At 54.6% G+C, this 22697-nt stretch carries 22 protein-coding genes and 3 tRNA genes; 12 read left to right on the top strand and 13 right to left on the bottom strand.

Translation table 11 applies throughout. From position 1 onward, the window contains the following. Positions 1-14 precede the first annotated feature (14 nt). The gene (locus VW41_19300) at positions 15-1346 is read right to left on the bottom strand and encodes an N-acetylglutamate synthase (GenBank protein AJZ91003.1); all 1332 of its coding nucleotides are present in this window, start codon (positions 1344-1346) and stop codon (positions 15-17) included. A 226-nt stretch (positions 1347-1572) separates the two neighbouring features. Between VW41_19300 and amiC the strand changes: the two genes are divergently transcribed. Continuing rightward, positions 1573-2823 (top strand): N-acetylmuramoyl-L-alanine amidase, encoded by a 1251-nt coding sequence (gene amiC, locus VW41_19295; GenBank protein AJZ91002.1) that lies wholly within the window; start codon positions 1573-1575, stop codon positions 2821-2823. Between the two features lie 100 nt (positions 2824-2923). Here amiC and VW41_19290 read toward each other — a convergent pair. From VW41_19290 to VW41_19280, 3 genes are all read right to left on the bottom strand, one after another. After that, positions 2924-3000, bottom strand: a tRNA-Met gene (locus VW41_19290). Between the two features lie 63 nt (positions 3001-3063). After that, positions 3064-3140, bottom strand: a tRNA-Met gene (locus VW41_19285). 59 nt (positions 3141-3199) lie between these two features. Further along, positions 3200-3276: transfer RNA gene (locus VW41_19280), tRNA-Met, on the bottom strand. Between the two features lie 210 nt (positions 3277-3486). Here VW41_19280 and mltA point away from each other — a divergent pair. Together mltA and VW41_19270 are read left to right on the top strand one after the other, a co-directional pair. After that, positions 3487-4584 (top strand): murein transglycosylase, encoded by a 1098-nt coding sequence (gene mltA, locus VW41_19275; GenBank protein ID AJZ91001.1) that lies wholly within the window; start codon positions 3487-3489, stop codon positions 4582-4584. 233 nt (positions 4585-4817) lie between these two features. After that, positions 4818-5627: a sulfur acceptor protein CsdL gene (locus tag VW41_19270; protein AJZ91000.1), complete on the top strand. Its 810-nt coding sequence runs from the start codon at positions 4818-4820 to the stop codon at positions 5625-5627. On the opposite strand, the gene VW41_19265 is transcribed toward VW41_19270, so the two are convergent. Beyond that, positions 5628-6059 (bottom strand): Fe-S metabolism protein SufE, encoded by a 432-nt coding sequence (locus VW41_19265; GenBank protein ID AJZ90999.1) that lies wholly within the window; start codon positions 6057-6059, stop codon positions 5628-5630. It lies immediately after the preceding gene. Next, positions 6060-7265 (bottom strand): cysteine sulfinate desulfinase, encoded by a 1206-nt coding sequence (locus VW41_19260; protein ID AJZ90998.1) that lies wholly within the window; start codon positions 7263-7265, stop codon positions 6060-6062. It lies immediately after the preceding gene. Between the two features lie 196 nt (positions 7266-7461). Here VW41_19260 and VW41_19255 point away from each other — a divergent pair, with 196 nt between their 5' ends. The 4 genes from VW41_19255 (at position 7462) to VW41_19240 (ending at position 10486) form a co-directional block, all read left to right on the top strand. Further along, entirely contained in the window at positions 7462-7689 is a 228-nt protein-coding gene (locus tag VW41_19255) for a hypothetical protein (GenBank protein ID AJZ90997.1), read from the top strand. A 345-nt stretch (positions 7690-8034) separates the two neighbouring features. Beyond that, positions 8035-8952: a transcriptional regulator gene (locus VW41_19250; protein AJZ90996.1), complete on the top strand. Its 918-nt coding sequence runs from the start codon at positions 8035-8037 to the stop codon at positions 8950-8952. A 45-nt stretch (positions 8953-8997) separates the two neighbouring features. Further along, positions 8998-9393: a hypothetical protein gene (locus tag VW41_19245; GenBank protein ID AJZ90995.1), complete on the top strand. Its 396-nt coding sequence runs from the start codon at positions 8998-9000 to the stop codon at positions 9391-9393. Beyond that, entirely contained in the window at positions 9386-10486 is a 1101-nt protein-coding gene (locus VW41_19240; GenBank protein ID AJZ90994.1) for a 23S rRNA methyltransferase, read from the top strand. Before VW41_19245 ends, VW41_19240 begins: the two co-directional genes overlap by 8 nt. A gap of 44 nt (positions 10487-10530) precedes the next feature. On the opposite strand, the gene VW41_19235 is transcribed toward VW41_19240, so the two are convergent. Continuing rightward, positions 10531-11301: a flap endonuclease-like protein gene (locus tag VW41_19235; GenBank protein AJZ90993.1), complete on the bottom strand. Its 771-nt coding sequence runs from the start codon at positions 11299-11301 to the stop codon at positions 10531-10533. Positions 11302-11484: 183 nt separating this feature from the next. On the opposite strand from VW41_19235, the gene VW41_19230 reads away from it, so the two are divergent. After that, entirely contained in the window at positions 11485-12669 is a 1185-nt protein-coding gene (locus tag VW41_19230; GenBank protein AJZ90992.1) for a GntR family transcriptional regulator, read from the top strand. Between the two features lie 66 nt (positions 12670-12735). On the opposite strand, the gene VW41_19225 is transcribed toward VW41_19230, so the two are convergent. The 4 genes from VW41_19225 to queF form a co-directional block, all read right to left on the bottom strand. Next, on the bottom strand, positions 12736-14103 hold the full coding sequence (locus VW41_19225) for a serine dehydratase (GenBank protein AJZ90991.1): 1368 nt from the start codon (positions 14101-14103) through the stop codon (positions 12736-12738). A gap of 65 nt (positions 14104-14168) precedes the next feature. Continuing rightward, complete coding sequence (locus VW41_19220; GenBank protein ID AJZ90990.1) at positions 14169-15458, bottom strand: serine/threonine protein kinase; 1290 nt, start codon at positions 15456-15458, stop codon at positions 14169-14171. Positions 15459-15921: 463 nt separating this feature from the next. Continuing rightward, a complete protein-coding gene (locus tag VW41_19215) occupies positions 15922-17286 on the bottom strand; it encodes an LOG family protein (GenBank protein ID AJZ90989.1) in 1365 nt (454 codons plus the stop codon). Between the two features lie 115 nt (positions 17287-17401). Further along, complete coding sequence (gene queF, locus VW41_19210; protein AJZ90988.1) at positions 17402-18244, bottom strand: 7-cyano-7-deazaguanine reductase; 843 nt, start codon at positions 18242-18244, stop codon at positions 17402-17404. Positions 18245-18308: 64 nt separating this feature from the next. On the opposite strand from queF, the gene VW41_19205 reads away from it, so the two are divergent. From VW41_19205 to VW41_19190, 4 genes are all read left to right on the top strand, one after another. Further along, positions 18309-18854 carry a secretion protein gene (locus VW41_19205; protein AJZ90987.1) on the top strand — a complete coding sequence of 182 codons (546 nt, stop codon included), beginning with the start codon at positions 18309-18311 and terminating at the stop codon, positions 18852-18854. Between the two features lie 651 nt (positions 18855-19505). Continuing rightward, on the top strand, positions 19506-19835 hold the full coding sequence (locus tag VW41_19200; GenBank protein ID AJZ90986.1) for a hypothetical protein: 330 nt from the start codon (positions 19506-19508) through the stop codon (positions 19833-19835). Beyond that, positions 19835-20614, top strand: a complete 780-nt coding sequence (locus VW41_19195) for a tRNA pseudouridine synthase C (protein ID AJZ90985.1) — start codon at positions 19835-19837, stop codon at positions 20612-20614. Before VW41_19200 ends, VW41_19195 begins: the two co-directional genes overlap by 1 nt. 17 nt (positions 20615-20631) lie before the next feature. Then, positions 20632-21081 carry a flavodoxin gene (locus tag VW41_19190; protein AJZ90984.1) on the top strand — a complete coding sequence of 150 codons (450 nt, stop codon included), beginning with the start codon at positions 20632-20634 and terminating at the stop codon, positions 21079-21081. A 46-nt stretch (positions 21082-21127) separates the two neighbouring features. Here the strand turns inward: VW41_19190 and VW41_19185 are convergent, their stop codons facing one another. Together VW41_19185 and VW41_19180 are read right to left on the bottom strand one after the other, a co-directional pair. Then, positions 21128-21469: a transcriptional regulator gene (locus VW41_19185; protein AJZ90983.1), complete on the bottom strand. Its 342-nt coding sequence runs from the start codon at positions 21467-21469 to the stop codon at positions 21128-21130. Positions 21470-21511: 42 nt separating this feature from the next. Beyond that, positions 21512-22639, bottom strand: coding sequence for a beta-lactamase (locus VW41_19180; GenBank protein AJZ90982.1), 1128 nt, complete (start codon positions 22637-22639; stop codon positions 21512-21514). Positions 22640-22697 lie beyond the last annotated feature (58 nt).

Here is a 22697-nt window from a genome sequence, read left to right as displayed (position 1 = left end):
TGCCTTCCCTTTTTTCAGGTGAGGTCAGCCATCAGCACTTTTGATTTGCGCTGGTAGTTGTACATCTCTTTTTTGCTCGCAGGCAGCAGTTCCACGTCCACCGGCAGGAAGCCCCGCTCCTGGAACCAGTGAATGCTGCGGGTGGTCAACACGAACAGTTTGCTCAGCCCCATTTGCCGCGCCTGGTTGGCAATGCGGTTAAGCAGCTCCTCCCCCCGGGACGAGCTGCGGTAGTCCGGGTGGACCGCGACACAGGCCATTTCGCCGATGCTTTCTTCCGGGAACGGATAGAGCGCGGCGCAGGCGATGGTCAGGTTATCCCGCTGAATAATCGTGAACTTGTCGATCTCCATTTCCAGCTGCTCGCGGGAGCGGCGAACCAGAATACCTTGCTGTTCCAGCGGGCGGATCAGTTCCAGGATACCGCCGATGTCGTTGATGGTGGCGCGGCGGATCTGCTCGGCGCTTTCCATTACAATTAGCGTGCCGATCCCGTCGCGGGAGAACAGCTCCTGCAGCAGCGCCCCGTCTTCCTGATAGCTGAGCAAGTGGCTGCGGCGCACGCCGCTGCGGCAGGCCTTCACTGCCCCGCGCAGGAAGCGTACGGTGCCGGAGTGATAGTCGCCGGCGCTTTCCAGGGCTTCAATGCGCTGCTGGGCCTCGTTCGGGAAAAGTTCGGAAATTACGTTCCCCATGTCGTCGGTCACGCCCTGAGCCGAGCAGAATCCAATCATTTTCTCTGCCTTCAGCTTAACCGCAAGCTGGGTGGCCACTTCTTCGGAGGTGAGGTTAAAGCTTTCCCCCGTGACGGAGACCGCTACCGGCCCCATCAGCACAATCGCGCCGCTGTCCAGCTGACGATGAATGGCTTCCTCATCAATACGGCGGACGCGCCCGCTGTGGCAGTAGTCCACGCCGTCGTCCACGCCCAAAGGCTGCGCGATGATGAAGTTCCCGCTTACCACGTTGATATGGGCGCCCTGAAGCGGCGTATTACCCAGGCTCATGGAAAGCCGGGCCGTGATGTCGAGCTGAAGCAGCCCTGCCGCCTGCTTTACCAGTTCGAGAGTTTTTGCATCGGTGACGCGCGTGTGTTTGTGGTAGACCGGCTCGTGGTGGTGCTCGGCCAGGTTTTCGTCAATCTGCGGGCGTGCTCCGTACACCACCACCAGGCGAATGCCCAGGCTGTGAAGCAGGCCGATATCGTTGACAATGCTGGAAAAGTTTTCATGTTCAATGGCTTCGCCGCCGAGCATGATGACAAAAGTTTTCCCCCGGTGGGCATTAATATAGGGAACAGAATGGCGAAATCCCTGGACCAGTTCAGTTCTGCGTTCCTTTACCACGGCACACCCTCATTGCATGATTATTCGTAATTTGTGTATTTTTATTCTTTTATGGCGTTAGGTGCAAGTGCCAATTTTCATCCAGGATAAAATTCCTTCCCCCTGACTTTTGATGACCTTTTCTGAACGTTTACCCTTTTATTGATGACAGTAACCGCGTGTTTCGCTAAAGTTTTTGGCTCAAAAAATAAATTCGTCTATTTAGTGATTATCGCTCAGGGGAGCCATGCCAGATTCCAGTTCGTTAATGAGTCGCCGCCGTTTACTTCAGGGTGCCGGAGCCATGTGGTTGTTGAGCGTCAGCAGGGTCGGTCTTGCTGCCTCAAGCCAGGTGATCGCCGTGCGCGTCTGGCCGGCCTCGTCTTATACCCGCGTGACGCTGGAATCTAACCATCAGCTGAAATACCGCCAGTTTGCGCTCAGCAACCCGGAGCGTGTTGTCGTGGATATTGAAGGGGCGCATTTAAATTCAGTTCTAAAAGGCATCGGTAGCCAGGTTCGCGGCGACGATCCCTTTATCAAGTCCGCCCGCGTGGGGCAGTTCGATCCAAAGACCGTGCGCATGGTTTTTGAATTGAAACAAAACGTAACCCCGCATTTGTTTGCGCTGGCCCCGGTCGCCGAATTTAAAGAGCGTCTGGTGATGGATCTTTATCCCGCCAATATGAATAGCGAACAAGATCCGCTGCTGGCGTTACTGGAAGATTACAACAACGGCCAGTTAGACAAGAAAATGCCGGCGGAAAAAGGGCCACAGCCGGGGAAAGCCGGGCGAGACCGCCCGATTGTCATCATGCTTGATCCGGGACACGGCGGCGAAGACCCCGGGGCAATTGGCCCGAACAAGACCCGCGAAAAAGATATTGTGCTCAGCATTGCGCGCAGGCTGAAGGCCTTGCTCGATAAAGAGGGCAATATGAAAGCTTACATGACGCGTAATGAAGATGTGTTTATCCCGCTAAAAGTGCGCGTTGCCAAGGCGCAAAAGCAGCGAGCCGACCTGTTTGTTTCTATTCATGCGGATGCATTTACTACCGCCGCCGCGCGTGGGTCATCAGTCTTTGCGTTGTCCACGAAAGGGGCTACCAGTACGGCGGCGAAATACCTCGCGCAAACGCAGAACGCCGCGGATTTAATTGGCGGCGTGGGCAAAAGCGGAGATCGCTACCTCGACCACACGATGTTCGACATGGTGCAGTCGCTGACCATCAACGATAGCCTGAAGTTCGGTAAAGAGGTGCTTAACCGGCTGGGAAAAGTGAACAAACTGCATAAGAACAGCGTCGATCAGGCCGGGTTTGCGGTGCTAAAAGCGCCGGATATTCCGTCCATTCTGGTGGAAACCGCTTTCCTGAGTAACCCGGAAGAAGAGCGTAAGCTGCGCACGGCAAAGTTCCAGCAGGAGGTCGCGGAGTCAATTCTGGCGGGGATCAAGGCGTACTTCTCGGACAGTTCACGGCTGGCACGACGGGGCTAAAATAGCTGATAAGGGCGGGGGAAACCTGCCTTATTTTTTATAAACGGCAGATTTATAAACGGCAGAAACAAAAAAACACCCGTAAGGGTGTTCTCAATGTTGGTTGCGGGGGCCGGATTTGAACCGACGACCTTCGGGTTATGAGCCCGACGAGCTACCAGGCTGCTCCACCCCGCGTCCGTCATACTACTCTTTTTAATGATTTTTCATCATTGCGCCGTTAAATCAGCGACTTTTAATTGGTTGCGGGGGCCGGATTTGAACCGACGACCTTCGGGTTATGAGCCCGACGAGCTACCAGGCTGCTCCACCCCGCGTCCGTCATACTTCTTAATGATTATTCATCATTGCGCCGTTAAATCAGCGACTTTTTAGTTGGTTGCGGGGGCCGGATTTGAACCGACGACCTTCGGGTTATGAGCCCGACGAGCTACCAGGCTGCTCCACCCCGCGTCCGTGGATGCGCACTATACTCTGCTCGCTTTTTGTTGCAACCCTTTTTTGGCAGAAATGCCTGAATTTCCCATTGGTTGTTGAATTTACCCGCACAATGGCGCTAAACAGACGTTTTTGCTGCACAGGCTGTTCAACACGTTTAATTCTCGCGGCGCGTTTGCTATCTTCGGCGAGGCATACAGAGGCAACCAGCAGGGCGAAAGGTAAATGAAAGGACGTTGGATTAAGTACATAGCGGCGGGGGCCATGTTAGCGATGCTGGCCGCCTGTTCATCAAAACCGACCGATCGCGGTCAGCAATATAAAGACGGGAAGTTCTCCCAGCCTTTCTCACTGGTGAATCAGCCTGATGCGGTTGGGGCGCCTATCAATGGCGGCGACTATGCCGAGCAGGTTAACCAGATTCGTTCTGCTTCTCCCCGCCTCTATAATAACGGCAGCGATATTTATAATGCCGTGCAGCAGTGGCTGCGTGCCGGGGGGGATACCCGCCAGTTGAAGCAATTCGGCCTTGATGCCTGGCAAATGGAAGGGGCTGACAACTACGGTAACGTGCAGTTTACCGGCTACTACACCCCGGTTATTCAGGCTCGCCATACTCGCCAGGGTGAATTCCAGTACCCTATTTACCGCATGCCGCCAAAACGTGGGCGTCTGCCGTCCCGGGCGGAAATATACAGCGGCGGGCTGAGTGACAGTTACGTGCTGGCCTACAGCAACTCCCTGATGGATAACTTCATCATGGATGTGCAGGGCAGCGGCTACATTGATTTTGGCGATGGCCAGCCTTTGACCTTCTTCGGCTATGCCGGTAAAAACGGCCACGCTTACCGCAGCATCGGTAAGGTGCTGATCGACCGCGGCGAAGTGAAGAAAGAAGATATGTCGATGCAGGCGATTCGCCACTGGGGAGAAACCCACAGCGAAGCGGAAGTGCGTGAACTGCTTGAACAGAACCCTTCCTTTGTCTTCTTCAAGCCCGCAAGCTATGCGCCGGTGAAAGGCGCGAGCGCAGTACCTTTGATTGGGCGGGCTTCCGTGGCGTCTGACCGCTCCATCATTCCTGCAGGCACCACGCTGCTGACCGAAGTCCCTTTGCTGGACAACAACGGGAAGTTCACCGGCCAATACGAGCTGCGCGTGATGGTGGCACTGGACGTTGGTGGCGCGATTAAAGGCCAGCACTTCGACATCTATCAGGGCATTGGCCCGGATGCCGGACACCGCGCGGGCTGGTACAACCATTACGGGCGAGTCTGGGTGCTGAAAGCGGCACCGGGCACGGGCAGCGTTTTTAACGGTTAATGCTGCAACGTTTCCACCCTGAACAACGGGCTGTATAATCAGCCCGTTGAGGTTGTTGACAAAGAGGGAAAAAGCGTGGTTGTTCCCTCTTTGTGGTTATCAGCCGAAAATCAATGAATTGATTTTCCTGTTTTTTAACGAGCCGTCGGGTATTTCCTCTATTGCCAGAGGTTTGTCAGCGGTCTGAACGGGCTGTAAAATCAGCCCGTTTTTTATTTCTGAGGATTTCCCCGATGTCTGTCGTTCTCTCTGATGCCTGGCTGCAACGCTTTGGCGGCACCGCTCGTCTGTATGGCCAGGCGGCGCTACAGCTTTTTGCTGAAGCTCACGTCTGCGTGATTGGCATCGGCGGGGTGGGCTCGTGGGCGGCTGAGGCGCTGGCACGGACCGGGATTGGGGCAATTACGCTTATCGACATGGATGACGTTTGCGTCACCAACACCAACCGGCAAATCCATGCCCTGAAAGACAGCGTAGGCCAGGCAAAAACGGAAGTGATGGCCGCGCGTATCAAAGAGATCAACCCGGAGTGCCGGGTCACGGTGGTGGATGATTTTATTACCGCCGATAACGCCGCTGAACTGCTGAGCCAGGGATTTAGCTATGTTATTGACGCCATTGACAGCGTGCGGCCCAAAGCGGCGCTGATAGCCTATTGCCGTCGCTATAAGATCCCACTGGTGACCACGGGGGGAGCCGGCGGACAAATCGATCCGACGCAGATCCAGGTCAGCGATCTGGCCAAAACCATTCAGGATCCGCTGGCGGCAAAGCTGCGTGAGCGCCTGAAAAGTGATTTTGGCGTGGTGAAAAACAGCAAAGGGAAGCTGGGTGTAGACTGCGTATTTTCCACGGAAGCGCTGGTGTACCCGCAGGCTGACGGTTCGGTTTGCGCGATGAAAAGTACCGCTGAAGGCCCAAAACGGATGGACTGTGCTTCGGGCTTTGGTGCGGCGACAATGGTAACCGCCAGCTTTGGTTTTGTGGCGGTGTCCCACGTACTGAAGAAAATGATGGCGAAGGCGGCGCGAACTGCCGCCTGATTAATCCTCGCGCGCGGCCTGTTGAACGGCCGCGGCCAGGGCCGTGAGCCCGCTGCTCCGGGAAGCGCTCAGCTGATGGCGAAGCCCGAGATCGTCAAAAAGGCTGAGAGGATCCTTTTCCAGCAGCTGAGGCGCGGTTTTCCCTTCTACTGCAGTCAACAGCACCGCCAATAATCCGCGCACGATTCGCCCTTCGCTGTCGCCGTAAAAGTGCAGCGTTCCGTCCGGCTGACGTTCGTGCCCGAGCCAGACGCGGTTTTCGCAACCGCTGATTTCAATTCGCTCAGTTTTTAAGGTTTCCGGCAGAGCGGGGAGCTTCTTGCCCAATAAAATCAACTGACGATATTTGTCTTCCCACTGCCGCTGCGCCGCGAAGGTAGCGCACAGCATCTCTGCGTTAATCTCTGTGCCAAAGGGATGATTAGCCTGCATTCAGTCCACCAGAATATCGAGGGCGCGATCGACTGCGGCGAGCAGTTGGTGCACGTCCTGCTGTGTGTTGTAAGGGGCAAAGGATGCGCGTAGCGTACCGCTGACGCCTAGCGCGGCCATCAGTGGCTGCGCACAGTGCTGGCCTGCTCGCAGCGCAATGCCTGATTCGGCCAGCAGCGTGACCATATCGCTATGGTGGACATCAACAAAATCAAAGGCCAGCAGGCTGGAATCCTGACAGCGGAAGCTACGAAAGCCCGGGCGCCTGGCCAGTTCTGACTCCGCGAGCGTGGCCAGGCTACGGCTCCAGTTTTCCGCCTGCTGCAGATCGACAGTTTCAAGCCACTCCAGTGCGGCGCTGAGGCCAATGACGCCTGCGACGTTTGGCGTGCCGGCTTCAAAGCGATAAGGCACTGGCTGAGTTTTAAAACCGTCGAACGAGACGTGAGTAATCATTTTACCGCCGCCAAGCCACGGCGACATCTGCTCAAGGAGCTCAGCCTTACCATAGAGCGCACCGATGCCGGTTGGGCCATAGAGTTTATGGGCCGAGAAGGCGTAAAAATCGATATTCAGCGCCTGCACGTCCGGCGGGCAGTGAACAATGCCTTGTGCGCCATCGACCATCACGATAGCCCCTGCTTCGTGGGCAAGCTGGATGGCTTTTGCAAGGTCAGGGCAGCCCCCGGTGACGTTAGACATTTGCCCCAGCGCGAGGATACGCGAGCGTTCATTCAGCAATGTCGGGAGCTGGTTAAGATCGGGCAGAGCCTGATCATTCAGCGGCAGTCTCACCACTTTCGCACCGGTTTGCTCTGCCACCATCAGCCACGGCACAAAGTTAGCGTGGTGCTCGGCCTCGCTAACGATGATTTCATCCCCGGCCTTGAGGCGAGGGCGGGCGTAGCACTGGGCAACCATATTGATGGCTTCCGTTGTGCCCCGGGTCCAGACCACTGATTTACCGCTTTCGGCACGGAGTATACGTGCGACAAGATCGCGCGCCGCTTCGTAGCGCGCCGTCAGACGCTGCGCTTCGGGAAACTGGCTGCGGTGAACGTTCCCGGCGCTCAGGCTGTAAAACTGTTGGGTGGCGTCGATAACGGCCTGGGGTTTTAGCGCCGTAGCCGCACTGTCGAGATAGACGCCTGCATCTGCCAGCGCGGGAAATTGCGCGCGAAAATGGGCGGGATTAAATGCTGTCATGGGGATCCTCAGTTCAATGCACAGATCGTCGCGCAAAACTCACGTTGGCACAAGGTTTCCGTCTTTCTCGGAATCGTCTGCTTCTCCTGGCAGAATCAGAGAAGCAGGTTATGCTAATTATTGTTGGACTAATATTTAAGCATGTTAGTAGAAAAGACTTAAGTAGCATTAAACGCTATCCACAAGGAGAAGAATAATGAACAAATCCATCGCTATTGTTTCTGCCTGTATGATGACCTTCGCACTTGCAGCTTGTTCCAGCCCTAACTACATCATGCACACGAATGACGGACGGGCGATCGTCTCTGAAGGTAAGCCGAAAACCGATGACGAAACCGGGATGATCAAGTACAAAGATGCCAACGGAAATATGCAGCAGATTAACCGCTCGGACGTGAAAGAGATGGTTGAACTGAAGAAGTAATACGGCAGGCAAAAAAAAGCACCGCATTCGGCGGTGCTACATTAATCACTATGGACAGACAGGGTAAATGTACAGGAAGTGAAAAGGGGTAGCCTGGCTACCGTGGTCCGAAATGTCAGACCAATTGCAAACACAACAACACAACATCACAACCGTAAGCCAAAAGCCCTCCAGAACACGCATTCCAGACAACTTTTCGTTCCGACTCAGGAAGTGCCGCCACTATAGGTATTTGCTGGTGCATCCTCAACGGACAATTTATAATGGCTCAGATAAAAAAAACTAATAGGTAAACAAACGCTATCAGTTTGTTAACTGTTATTAACACTTAAGCCAAATAACCCCATGTCTAAGCGATTACCCCCTCTGAATGCGCTGCGCGTTTTTGATGCTGCGGCTCGTCACTTGAGTTTTACTAAAGCGGCTGAGGAACTGTTCGTTACTCAGGCCGCGGTAAGCCACCAGATCAAGTCCCTGGAGGATTTTCTTGGCCTGAAGCTGTTCCGCCGCCGTAACCGCTCGCTGCTGTTGACGGAAGAGGGACAGAGTTATTATCAGGATATTAAAGAGATTTTTTCCCAGCTGACGGAAGCCACCCGCAAGCTGCAGGCGCGCAGTGCAAAAGGCGCGCTGACGGTGAGTTTATTGCCCAGTTTTGCGATTCACTGGCTGGTGCCTCGTTTAACAAGCTTTAACTCAGCTTATCCGGGCATCGACGTGCGAATTCAGGCGGTGGACCGCCAGGAAGATAAGCTGTCCGACGACGTGGACGTGGCGATATTCTATGGGCGAGGAAACTGGCCGGGGCTACGGGTTGAGAAACTTTATGCTGAGTATTTGCTGCCGGTGTGCTCGCCTATGCTATTAACCGGCGACAAACCGATTAAAACGCCGGAAGATTTGGCAAAGCACACTTTATTGCATGACGCTTCGCGCCGAGACTGGCAGACTTATACTCGCCAGCTTGGCGTGAGCCATATTAATGTCCAGCAAGGCCCCATCTTCAGCCACAGCGCAATGGTACTCCAGGCCGCTATTCACGGGCAGGGGATTGCGTTGGCCAATAACGTCATGGCCCAAACGGAAATCGAAGCGGGCCGTCTGGTATGCCCGTTCAATGATGTGCTGGTGAGTAAAAATGCCTTTTATCTGGTTTGTCATGACAGCCAGGCAGAACTGGGTAAAATAGCCGCGTTTCGACAGTGGATCCTGGCAAAGGCGGCCAGTGAGCAAGAAAAATTCCGTTTTCGCTACGAACAATAAGCAACCTTCGCGTGGCGCGGCCACGCCTTACTTTAGGGTTACACCATGACCAGCCGATTCATGCTGATTTTTGCCGCCATCAGCGGTTTTGTTTTTGTTGCCCTGGGCGCCTTTGGGGCGCACGTATTAAGCAAGTCTCTGGGTGTTGCGGAGATGGGGTGGATCCAGACCGGGCTTGAGTATCAGGCGTTTCACACGCTCGCTATTTTTGGCCTTGCGGTTGCGATGCAGCGCCGGATCAGCATCTGGTTCTACTGGAGCAGCGTCTTTATGGCGCTGGGTACCGTACTGTTTAGCGGCAGTCTTTACTGCCTGGCCCTGTCGCATTTGCGGCTGTGGGCGTTTGTTACCCCGGTGGGCGGCGTCAGCTTCCTGGCCGGCTGGATATTGATGTTAATTGGTGCTGTGCGCCTGAAACGTAAGGGCGTAAGCCATGAATAAAGTGATTTTGTACTGCCGCCAGGGATTCGAGAAAGAGTGTGCGGCAGAGATAACCGACAAAGCCGGTCAGCGCGGCGTCTATGGTTTTGCCCGCGTCAAAGAGCAGAGCGGCTATGTCGTGTTTGAATGCTATCAGCCAGAAGAGGCGGAAAAACTGGCTCGCGAGCTGCCGTTCAGTGACCTGATTTTTGCCCGCCAGATGTTTGTTGCCGGGGAGCTGCTAAAAGATTTGCCGCCGGAAGATCGCATCACGCCTATTGTCGGCATGCTGCAGGGCGTGGTGGAGAAGGGCGGCGACCTGCGGGTTGAAGTAGCCGACACCAACGAAAGCAAAGAGCTGATGAAGTTCTGCCGTAAGTTTACCGTGCCGCTCCGGGCCAGCCTGCGTGAAGCCGGGGTGCTGACCAACTACGAAACGCCGAAGCGCCCTGTTGTGCATGTGTTCTTTATTGCGCCCGGCTGCTGCTACACGGGGTACTCCTACACCACCAACAATTCGCCGTTCTATATGGGCATCCCGCGTCTCAAGTTCCCGGCGGATGCGCCAAGCCGCTCCACGCTGAAGCTGGAAGAGGCATTTCACATTTTTATTCCCGCCGACGAGTGGGACGAACGCCTGGCTAACGGCATGTACGCCGTGGACCTGGGCGCCTGCCCGGGCGGCTGGACCTATCAGCTGGTGAAACGCAATATGTGGGTTTCATCCGTCGATAACGGCCCAATGGCGCAGAGCCTGATGGACACCGGGCAGGTGACCTGGCTGCGTGAAGACGGCTTTAAGTACCGTCCGACCCGCACCAACATCTCGTGGATGGTCTGTGACATGGTAGAAAAACCGGCGAAAGTGGCCCATTTAATGGCAACCTGGCTGGTGAACGGCTGGTGCCGTGAGACGATTTTCAACCTTAAACTGCCGATGAAAAAGCGCTACGAAGAGGTATCGCAAAATCTGGCGCAGATCCGTGAAATACTTGAAAGCAACGGTATTAACGCTGAAATTAAAGCCCGCCAGCTCTACCACGATCGCGAAGAAGTGACCGTGCATATCCGACGCTGGTGGGCGGCCGTGGGTGGTCGTCGCGACGAACGCTGATGGTGTTGCCCCTCGCCTGTTCTCGGTGAGGGGCTTTCTCTTCTTCAGGTAGAAGGAGAAGTCCCCGGCAGCCTTAGCTGCTGTAAGTTCCCGTCGAGCTGTAAATCCGTTTGTAACCTTGCCACCTGGCGACTGACAAAAGCGCTTTCTCTGTGCTGCGCCAGCTTCTTGCGCCATTTCTCCGGTACTTCATCCAGACGCTGATACAGCGTTTCCAGGTCCGAAAACTGGTTAATCAGCTGTGTGGCGCTTTTAGGCCCGATACCGGGCACTCCGGGGATTTTGCTGCTGCTAATGCCCGCCAGCCCCCAAAAGTCTCCCAGTTGCCCTGGCTGTACGCCATATTCCTGGGCAATGAAAGGTGCGTCCAGCCAGCGTTTTTGGAAGTAGTCACGAATTTGCAGCGTCGGGGCCAGCAACTGGCAATAGCCTTTGTCGGTAGAAACAATTGTTGCCCGATGGCCGCCGGAGGCAACTTTTACCGCCAGCGTGGCCGCAAGGTCGTCCGCTTCATTGCCCTTTGAATGCCAGCACTGTACACCCCGGCGAATAAATGCTTCGCGCAGAGCCGGCATTTCGGCATGCAGTTCGTCCGGCATGGGGGAGCGCCCGGCCTTGTAGTCGGGCAGAACCTGATGCCGCCAGCCTTCGCGCCGCTCTTCGTCATCGAACACCGCCACCGCGTGAGTGGGCTGGCTGTGGCCGATAAGCTGGTCGAGCGCATGCAGACATGTGTCGACGCAAGGCGAACCCTGCACCGCATGTATGCGGCGGATCAGGTTCAGGGCATCGACGATAAGTAAATGAATAGCCATAAGAAATTAACTCGTCACTCTGATGGGCTTACCCTAACACTTCCTGCCATGATGAGCTATTCTCATCGCAGAATTCAGGAATGCCTCTCGCAAAAACCTTATGGGCTCAGGGTGGAAAGCCATTGCGTAGTTGTTAGCGGGCTATGTATATTTCTAACGAATATAAAAATAGAGAATATCAATATGAGTAATACCCAACATCTCGCGCAACGCATTCAAAACCTGCAACCCTCGGCCATCCGCGAACTCCTTAAGCACAGCAAAATGCCCGGCGTGATTTCACTGGCGGGCGGCATTCCTTCCAGCGAGCTGTTTGACAAACAAGGGCTCGAGCTGGCGACCCGTAAAGTTTTGGAAGAGAATTTTAACGATGCTTTTCAGTATGGCCTGACCGAAGGCAATACCGAGCTGCGCGACCAGCTGGTTGAGCTGTGCAAGGCGCGCGGGATCGCCACGCGCAGTGACCAGTTGCTGATCACCTCCGGTTCGCAGCAGGCACTGGATCTTTTGATTCGAGCCCTCGCGGACGAAGGAGATGTTTTTGTGGTTGAGCGTCCTACCTACCTTGCCACGCTGCAGATCCTGAGCCTGACCGCAGCGAAGGTTGAGTCAGTGGGTGGGGATGAGCACGGCATGATTGTCGATGAACTTGAAGCTTTGCTGAAAACCACGCGCGTTAAAGGCGTTTATCTGGTGCCAACTTTTGGGAACCCAAGCGGTACAACGCTCAGCGCTGAGCGTCGTGAGAAGCTGGTGAAGCTGGCTGCTGAATATGATTTTGTGATTATCGAAGACGATCCGTATGGTGCCATTAGCTTTACCGATCGCCGCGAGAAGACCCTGATTCAGGTTGCCAAAGAGTTAGGGCATGAAGACCATGTGGTCTATACCTCAACGTTCTCAAAAATTCTGGCACCGGGGCTGCGTGTAGGCTGGATTATTCTGCCGGAGTGGATGAAGCAGAAGGTTGCCATCATTAAGCAGGCGACTGATTTGCACGCTAACTCCTTTACTCAGGCGCTGGCGGCGGCCTATCTGAAACTGGGGCGCCTTGAGCCGCAGATTGAACTGATCCGTGAGGCTTATAAGCAGAAGTGCCAGACGCTGTCGCGTCTGCTGGAAGAAGAGCTAGGCGAGCACATTATTTTCAACCAGCCGCAGGGCGGGATGTTCCTTTGGGCGTCTTTCCGCTACGACTTCGATACCACGGCATGGCTACAAAAAACGCTGGAGAAAGGCGTGGTGTATGTGCCGGGAGAGTTCTTCTTTAGCGATCATGCTGATAAACGCACGCTGCGTTTCTCTTACGCTACCGCAACCGACGATCGGCTGGCTGAAGCCGTGAAGCGCTTGAAAGCGGCGCTGTAAGAAAAAGGCTCCCGACGGGGAGCCTTTTTTTCGCTGATAAAGAGGGAAAGCGTGTTTTCTCTCTTTTTAGTCACAGGCGACAATTTTTAGCGCCAGGCCACCGCGAGACGTTTCGCGATACTTGGCGTTCATGTCCTTGCCCGTCTCATACATCGTCTCGATAACCTTATCCAGGCAGACGCGCGGTTCGCTGGTGCGGCGCATTGCCATACGTGCGGCGTTCACGGCTTTAACTGCCGCAATGGCGTTACGTTCGATACAAGGAACCTGTACCTGACCGGCCACCGGGTCACACGTTAATCCCAGGTTATGCTCCATGCCGATTTCCGCGGCGATGCAGACCTGAGTCGGGCTACCGCCCAGCAGCTCGGCAAGCCCTGCGGCCGCCATCGAACAAGCGACGCCTACTTCACCCTGACAGCCGACTTCCGCCCCGGAAATAGAGGCGTTCATCTTGTACAGGGAACCGATGGCACCGGCGGCCAGGAAATAGCGGGCGCAGGAGTTGGCGTTTACCTGACGGATAAACTTGTCGTAATAGGCCAGAACCGCCGGAACAATTCCGCAGGCGCCGTTCGTTGGCGCGGTGACTACGCGGCCACCGGCGGCGTTTTCTTCGTTTACCGCCAGGGCGAACATATTGATCCAGTCCACAACGGCCATCGGATCTGAGTTGTTCTTATCGGTGGTGACCAGCATGCGGCGCAGCGCAGCCGCCCGACGCGGAACGCGCATTTTGCCCGGCAGCACGCCTTCGGTGGTGATACCACGTTCAATGCCGTTGCTCATCACTTCCCAGACCGCTGCGAAGTGGGCGTCGATCTCTTCCTGGCTGTGCAGGGCACGTTCGTTCTGCATCATCAGGCCGGAAAGCGACAGGCCCGTTTCACGGCAGTGTTTCTGCAGGTCCGCCGCGTTTTTGTACGGATACGGCACGCTGATTGGGTTTTCACTCTGTGCGCCAAAATGTGCTTCATCAACGATAAAGCCGCCGCCGATAGAGTAATAGGTTTGGGAATACAAAACCTTATCGCCTGCCAGCGCGGTTATACGCATGCCATTTTCGTGGAGCGCCAGGTTGTCGGCATGGAAGTTCATGCAGCAGTCCACCGGGAACTCAACTTCGTGCTGGCCGTTTGCCAGCAGCAGACGCCCGTGGGTGTTTACATCCTGAATGAAGTGCGGAATAGCATCGATATCTACGGTATCCGGCAGGTTGCCCGCCAGGCCCATGATAATCGCAATATCGGTATGGTGGCCCTTACCGGTCAGGGATAGCGAGCCATAAACGTCCACGACAACGCGGGTGACGTCGCGCAGGATCCCTTGCTCAATCAGGTCATCGGAAAACTGTTTACCGGCCTTCATTGGGCCAACGGTATGGGAGCTGGAGGGGCCAATACCAATTTTGAAAATGTCGAATACGCTAATCATAAGATTTCCCTGCGTAAGTGACTTGGGAGAAGAGAGTCGCCCAGGCGGGCGACTCTTTAGCTTGCTTAGCTGAACAGCGAGTAGAAGATAGCGGAGATTGCAATCAGACCCATCACTACAACGAATACGTTGCTGATATGGCCGCTGTACTTACGCATCGCCGGGACTTTCTGAATGGCGTACATCGGCATCAGGAACAGAATCATCGCAATAACCGGGCCGCCCAGGGTTTCAATCATCCCGAGGATGCTTGGGTTCAGGGTCGCCACTGCCCAGGTTGTCACCAGCATGAACAGCGCGGTAATTTTGTTCAGTTTACCGATTTCAATGCTTTTGCCTTTGCCGCGCAGAGACTTAATGACCATACCGTTAAAGCCTTCACGTGCGCCGAGGTAGTGGCCGAGGAAGGATTTGGTGATGGCAATCATTGCAATGATTGGTGCCATCCAGGCAATAACTGGTGCATTAAAGTGGTTCGCCAGGTAAGACAGAATAGAGATGTTCTGCGCTTTTGCCGCAGCCAGGTCGGCTGGGCTCAGGCTCAGCACGCAGCTGAACACGAAGAACATCACGGTCAGTACCATCATGATGTGAGCGCGAGCCAGGATGCTGGAGCATTTTTTCTCTGCGCCATCGCCGTACTCTTCACGCTTCGCTACCGCGAAAGAGGAGATGATCGGGGAATGGTTGAAGGAGAACACCATGACCGGAATTGCCAGCCACAGGGTCATCCACAGGCCGCTGCCGGTTGCCGGGGTTGCACTGAAGGACAGGGTTTCAAATGCCGCACCGCTCCAGTTAGGGATCAGGTACAACGCCAGAACCATCAGAGCCGCTACGAACGGGAACACCAGGATGCTCATCGCTTTGACGATCATCTGCTCGCCGAAGCGCACGATGGTCATCATGCCGACGATCAGGATCAGGGAAAGGATAGCGCGTGGTGGCGCAGTCATGCCCAACTGGTGGGTAATGAAGCTGTCCACGGTGTTGGTGATAGCCACGCTGTAAACCAGCAAAATCGGGTAGATAGCAAAGAAGTACAGCAGGGTGATCAGCTTACCTGCGCCGACACCGAAGTGCTCTTCTACAACTTCGGTGATGTCTTCGCCCGGGTTTTTACCTGAGAGTACGAAGCGGGTCATACCGCGGTGTGCGAAGAAAGTCATTGGGAAAGCCAGAATCGCCATGATGAACAGCGGGATCAGGCCACCAACGCCGGCGTTGATTGGCAGGAACAGGACGCCTGCACCGATAGCCGTGCCGTACAGGCCCAGCATCCACATGGTGTCGGTCTTGCGCCATGCGCCTTTTTTCTCAGCAGAGACAATACTGCCGGTTTGAGTGGTTTCCATTTACATCTCCAAAGGAATGTTTCGTGCAATGTTTAAAAATTCGCGGTTAAAGCGATGTGTGTGCCTTAACTGCTGAAACTAAATTCTGGCCGGGGGCGTTTTTGTAGTAGTTGTGGCCCGTAACTATCGGCGGGCGGAAAGATACATTTATGTCATCCATGTATCAGTGATCGCGATCCCAAATGCGATAATCTACGTTTGTTAAGCGACAAATCCGCATAACAGTCTGTTCATGAGTGTCAAAATGGTATTTATGGGCGCGAAGCCTAACACTTGTGGATGATGCAATAAATTAAACCTGACCAAATAACTCGGTTTTTGCCAAAGAAAGTGCGTAAAACAGCATTTTTCAACGAGTATTTACCTCAGGTCGCAATGTTTATGCTTTTAAGTGTGAGCGCAATCGATTAAATGGCTTGTGGAGGGGATAAAAATAAGGGCGACCGTTGGCCGCCCTGGAAGGTTAACGCACGATTTCGTAACAGGGGATATAGGCGCTGCCGGGCAGCTTCATACGGTGCTGGGCAACAAAGCCCTGCAGCAGGACGTCCATGCGTTTCATCATGTCCGGATCCCCGTGCAGTTTGTACGGGCCGTACTTCTCGATGGCATGAATGCCTGGTTCCTTCACGTTACCGGCAACGATGCCCGAGAAGGCCCGGCGCAGTGAGGCCGCCAGTTTTTCCGCAGGCTGATCCGGGTAAAGCTGCAGGTTAGCCATGTTTTCATGGGTTGGTTCAAACGGCATTTGCAGATCGGGTGAAATACGAATGGACCAGTTGAAGCCGTAGGCATCTCCGGTTTCACGGCGGTTCTCTTTCACCTGCGGCATCGCCTTTTTCATCAGGCGAGCGACTTCTGCTGCGTCGTCGATGATGATTTTATAATGGCGGCGCGCCTGCTCGCCCAGGGTGCTAACGATAAATTCATCCAGCACGCGGAAGTAATCAGCGCTCTCTTTCGGCCCGGTCAGGATCAGCGGTAGCACCTGATCGTGGTTGTGCGGGTTCATCAGAATGCCTAACAGGTAAAGCAGCTCTTCTGCGGTACCGACCCCGCCCGGGAAGATAATAATGCCGTGGGCAATGCGCACGAACGCCTCAAGCCGCTTTTCAATATCCGGCATGATGATCAGTTCGTTGACCAGCGGGTTAGGCGGTTCTGCGGCGATGATAGAAGGTTCCGTCAGGCCGATGAAACGCCCTTCTTTGTAGCGCTGTTGGGCGTGGCCTACGGCGGCGCCTTTCATCGGCGCTTCCATCGCACCCGGCCCGCAGCCGGTACAGATGTTCAGCTCGCGCAGGCCAAGCTGAGTGCCTACGCGGCGGGCATACAGGTATTCATTTTCGTTAATGGAGTGGCCGCCCCAGCATACCACCAGGTTAGGTGCTTCACCTACGTGAAGCGCACGGGCGTTTCGTAAAATAGAAAACACCATATTGGTGATATGAATAGAGTTTTCTTTATTCAAATGCTGAAAACGGCCTGCATTGGCGATTTGGCCGTTAACAAACAGAATATCCCGCAGGACGGCAAACAGGTTAGCCTGCAGCGCGCGGATGATTCTGCCGTCAACAAAGGCGTCTTCCGGGGGATTAATCAGTTCGAGTTTTACGCCACGTTCGCGGCGTAACACATTGATGTCAAAGTTCTGGTAACGAGAGAGCAGCTCTTTACTGCTGTCAGTTTGACTGCCGGAATTAAGGACCGCCAGTGAGCAGTTACGAAACAGTTGATACAGGTCGCTGCTGGCGGTGCGTTTAAGCATATCGACTTCCAGCTGCGACAACATATCCATTGAGCCAAGCGGGCTAATATGTGTAATCAAGTGAACTCCTTACGGAACGAAAAGTGCCGTTCTCACAGATTACAATAGCCCTGGCTTGTTCACTTTAACAACCCGTAAACCACATTCACTTTTGGCGCTGGGAGCTATTTCGCACTTATTGGCGGGTCAGGCGGCCAAAAGCGGGATGGAAATCGGTATTCGTCCGCCACGGGTTAATGTCCAGCCCGCCCCGGCGCGTGTAGCGCGCGTAAACGCTGAGCGAGTGCGGCTGACAGAAGCGCTGCAGATCATTAAAGATGCGCTCCACGCACTGCTCGTGAAACTCATTGTGGTGTCGGAAGGAGACCAGATAGCGCAGCAATTTTTCGCGGTCGATTTTCGGGCCGCGATAGCGAATTTGCACGGAGCCCCAGTCTGGCTGATGGGTTATCAGGCAGTTGGACTTCAGCAAGTGGCTAACCAGCGTCTCTTCCACGATCTCATCGCCCGCGGCCTGCTGCAGGTAATCGGCATTAAAGTCGTAGCTGTCGATGGTGATGTCTTGCTCGTCGATGCATTCTCCGCTGAAGGCTGCTATTTCCTGGCCTTCCAGCTCACGCAGGCGGAACAGCACCACGCTGACGTCGCCTTCGGCGCAGGCGCTCAGGTCGCGCTTCAGCGTTTCCTGGACGGTTTCCCAGTCTGAAAAGCGCGTCTGGTTAAAGCTGTTCAGGTAGAGCTTAAAGCTTTTTGACTCCACGAGATTCACGCTGTTGGCGTCCAGCTGCACATGGCCCACGGCAACCTGAGGCAGGCCGTTATTGTTCAGCCACGAGAGTTCGTACAGCGTCCAGATGTCGCCGCCGCTAAACGGCAGGCTGTCGGCGTGGAGGCCAAGCGGGTCACGATTAAGGCTGCGCGGTACGGCCTGCAGCAGCGATGGTTGGTATTGATCCTGATAAGCAGTGGGCTTACCCAGCGTCAGGCCACTAAGAGCCTGGTGATTTTCGTAGGACATGTTTCACCGAGATAAAGGTACAATTGGCTTTTATTGTACCCCAGCCTACGCGAGTGAGAAATTAATGAACGAAGCCGCCTTTGCCCTTAAAGAGTTTACCCGCCGTTTTTGCGACCAGTGGCAGGAGGAAACCGGAGGCTGGCCTGCCAGTGAAGCGTTATACGGCATTCCGTCGCCGTGTATTGTGACGACCACGGGGGGAGACGTTCGCTGGCAACCCCAGCCGTTTACGCCAGAAGCGGATTTAAGCGCCGTGGAGCGGGCATTGGATATTTCCCTTCAGCCTGCCGTTGAGGCGTTTTACACCACCCAGTTTGCCGGAGATATGCCCGCGGTACATGGGAATACTGCCCTGACGCTGTTGCAGGCGTGGAGTGAGGACGACTTTGTTCGTGTGCAGGAAAACCTGATTGGTCACCTGGTGACGCAGAAGCGTTTGAAGTTATCCCCGACGCTATTTTTAGCCACCACGGAAGATGAAATGGAAGTCGTTTCACTATGCAACTTGACAGGTGAAGTCGTGATTGAAAGAATCGGCACCCCGCAGCGGACCGTGCTTTCCGCCTCCCTCCCTGACTTTCTTAATGCCTTAACGCCACAGGTGATTTAGCTTTTTCGCCCAAGGTCTTGTGAGAGATCTCTTACAAGCTGTGTGAGAGATCGCTACATTTGACGGCAGATGAAAGCGACTCTCATTTATCGATGCCTTTATAAAACAATAGGTTACTTTTGTTTTAGGAAAGTTCCGAATGAAAGTTTTTGCCCGTAGCACCGCTGCATCCCTTGTCACAAGCGGGCAAATAGAGGATTCTATATTCATCGACAGGATGTCGACGTAATGAAGGAGACATTAGGATGATGTCGCTTCTTACAAAAGGAACCCGCCGGGATGGCGTACAAGGAAGGCTTCACAGATGAAGCACGGATAACTCAGGCAGAGTTAAGGGACACCTCCAGGACGGAGAATGAGAGCCGTAACAGGAGTACGGTGGGTCAGGAAGACTCAAGGATTTAGCGTCAGGATGATGTTGGACACCCATCAGGATGATGGTAGCAGGAAGCCCTGGCGATGGATTGCTGGTCAGGAGACCAGAGGACAAAGTTGTCATGGACGAGCAGGGAGCATGAAAAGTAGCCGGATTAGCTGCGAAACGAACCGGGAGCACTGTGTAAACAGTGCTCCCTTTTTTTATGCCTTTTTCACGCGCAGCGAAGAAGTGTTATTCTGTACCGCTCTTTTCCACTGACGTATGAGGTTTTCATGGAGCGCCAGACGCTGGTTCGCCGCCATTTACTCACCATTGAGCAGATCCTGCGCGATCATTCCCTCTGGCAGGGCCTGCCTCCCGATCCCTCTGCATTTGAGAGCACGCAGCCTTTCTGCATGGATACGCTGCAACCTCACGAATGGCTGCAGTGGGTACTGATCCCTCGTATGCACGCGCTCCTGGACAGCCAGCATCCTCTGCCTGAAGCCTTTGCGATCGCCCCTTATTATGAGATGGCGCTGGATGCGACGCATACCGTGCGGGAGCCCCTTCTTGCCGTGCTGCTTGAGCTGGATGCACTGTTTGACACGGAACAGGGTTGATGCTGGAGATTATTTACCAGGATGAATGGCTGGTCGCAGTGAACAAACCGTCCGGCTGGCTGGTTCACCGTAGCTGGCTGGACAGGCACGAGAAAGTCGTGGTGATGCAAACCATTCGCGACCAGATTGGCCAGCACGTTTTTACCGTTCATCGCCTCGACAGGCCAACCTCTGGCGTGCTGCTGATGGGGCTGTCCAGTGAAGTAGGCCGTCTGCTGTCACAGCAATTTGAGCAGCATCAAATGCAGAAACGCTACCATGCCGTGGTGCGTGGCTGGCTGCAGGACGAAGCCGTGCTGGATTATCCGCTGGTTGAAGAGCTGGATAAAATCGCCGATAAATTTAGCGATCAGGACAAAGGGCCACAGCCCGCAGTGACGCATTATCGCGGGCTGGCAACGGTCGAAATGCCGGTGGCGGTGGGGCGCTATTCAAGCGCGCGCTACAGCCTGGTGGAGCTTGAGCCAAAGACCGGCCGCAAACACCAGCTCCGACGCCATCTGGCGCATCTTCGCCATCCTATTATTGGCGATTCCAAACATGGTGATTTGCGCCAAAATCGCGGTGCGGCGGAGCATTTCGGTTGCCAGCGCCTGATGCTGCATGCCAGCCAGCTCTCTTTAAACCACCCTGTCACCGGGGAACCGCTGACGCTGAAAGCAGGGCTGGATGAGACCTGGATGCAAATGCTGACACAATTTGGCTGGCGTGGTCAGCTACCGGGTGTTGAAAATAGTGAGTGTGATCCGGCGAGCTGCCAGGATAAGCCTTGTCTCTAATTCTTAAGGAGTTACCGATGGCCGAAGTGGGTATTTTTGTAGGTACGATGTACGGCAATGCGCTGCTGGTGGCGGAAGAAGCCGAAACCATTCTGAAAAAACACGGCCATCAGGCAAAAGTGTTTGAAGATCCTGACCTGACCGAGTGGCAATACTACCGCAACCATTATGCGCTGGTGGTAACGTCCACGACCGGGCAGGGCGATCTGCCGGACAGCATTGTCCCGTTGTTCCAGGCCATAAAAGATCAGCTGGGTTACCAGCCTGAGCTGCATTATGGATTGATTGCGCTGGGCGACAGTAATTACGACCACTTCTGCGGCGGCGGCAAGCAGTTTGACGCTTTATTGCAGGAGCAGGGCGCAACCCGTATCGCAGAGGTTTTGACGATTGACGCCAATGATCATCCAGAGCCTGAAGTGGTTTCCGGCCCGTGGGTTGAGCAGTGGGCAACGTTACTGAAGTAAGTGAAAGCTGGGTGGGTAAGCGGCGCATACCCACCCAGAAAAGATCTTAATTAAGCGGCTGCTCGTGCTCGCGGCGGTAGGCGCCGGGAGAGGTGTTGAACCGTTTTCCGAACGTGCGGGTAAAAGATTGCTGCGAATCAAAGCCGTAGCGCACTGAGATATCGAGAATTTTGTCCTCGGTATTTTTCAGATCTTCTGCCGCTAACTGCAATTTACGTTCGCGAATGTAGGCGCCGAGGCTCTTCCCCGCCCAGTCTGAGAACATCCGCTGCAGGTACCACTTCGAGTAGCCGGACTGCCTGGCGACTTCTTCAATACGCAGCGGGCGCTGCATATTGCCATCGACCCACTCAAGCAGAGATTCCATAAAATCTTTAGGCATGGACATATCACCTCCTTCTACATCTTGCTCATTCGATAATTGATAAATCTATTCCCACCAGGCATCGAAGGCCTGACGCGATTGACTGACTTCCAGTATTTGCCCCATTTCCGGCGTTAGTAGCTGATAGCTGCGGCCTGCACTGGCGGTTGCTATACGACGGAAAGGCTCGTCCCAGCTGTGATTCGCCAAAGCAAACCGGCCAGCATGCCCCGGCACCATGGTTTTGGCTCGCAGTTCTTCCGTCGCCTGAGCCGCTTCTTCCGACATCATGTGGATGTACTTCCAGCCTTCGTCGTACTGGCCGTTTTCCATGATAGCGAGATCGATATCGCTAAACTGTTCGCCAATTTGCCTGAAGTGCGGGCCGTAGCCGGTGTCGCCGCTGTAGTAAACTTTTCGCTGTGGCGTGACGAACATAAAGCTTGCCCATAGCGTTTTGTTGCCGGTTAATCCGCGGCCAGAGAAGTGACGGGCCGGCAGGGCGTGGACTGTTAACTCGTTATCAATAGAAACTTTTTCCTGCCAGTCGAGCTCGTGGATGAGCGCAGGATCGAAGCCCCAGGCTTCAAAATGCGCGCCAACGCCAAGTGGCGTGACGATCTGTTTAATCTTTGGCTTCAGCGCACGCAGCGTTGGGTAGTCCAGGTGATCCCAGTGATCGTGAGAGATGACCAGGGTGTCAATGTCCGGCATATCTTCCGCTCGCCACGGGTAATCGCCCGCGAACGCTTTGTTCAGGAAGGCGAACGGTGCGGCGTAGTGGCTGAATACAGGATCGATAAGAATGCGCTTGCCGCCGAGCTGGATAAACCAGGAGGAATGGCCGAGCCACACTACCAGATCCTGCTGTTTATCAAGCTTAGCCAGATCGGTTTTGATCAGCGGCAGAGGACGATCGGGTTTTACCGTATCTGGCCGGGCGAAAAAGAAATCCCACAGCGCAGCAATGCGACCGCGTTTGTCGGTCATCATTGGCGTCTCCTGCTGATTGTGGAACTTGCCGTCGCGGTACTGGGGCGATTGCTGGATGCGCTCAAGACGGCTGCCCTGCGGCAATTTGCCAAATTCAGTCATCGGGAACAGCGCAACGCTAGTGGCAGTAAGGCCTAATAACATAATCACGACCATGAATTTTAGGGTTAACGAACGCTTGCCAGAATGCGCGGCAGCCATAAAAGATTCTCTTAGAAACTGTGCGGGTAATATTGCTATTGAGTGAGTAAACACTCAT

The sequence above is a fragment of the Klebsiella michiganensis genome, assembly GCA_000963575.1.
GTDB lineage: Bacteria > Pseudomonadota > Gammaproteobacteria > Enterobacterales > Enterobacteriaceae > Cedecea > Cedecea michiganensis_A.
The sequence above is the reverse complement of the archived record's forward strand: the minus strand, read 5'-3'. Positions and strand labels throughout refer to the sequence as shown.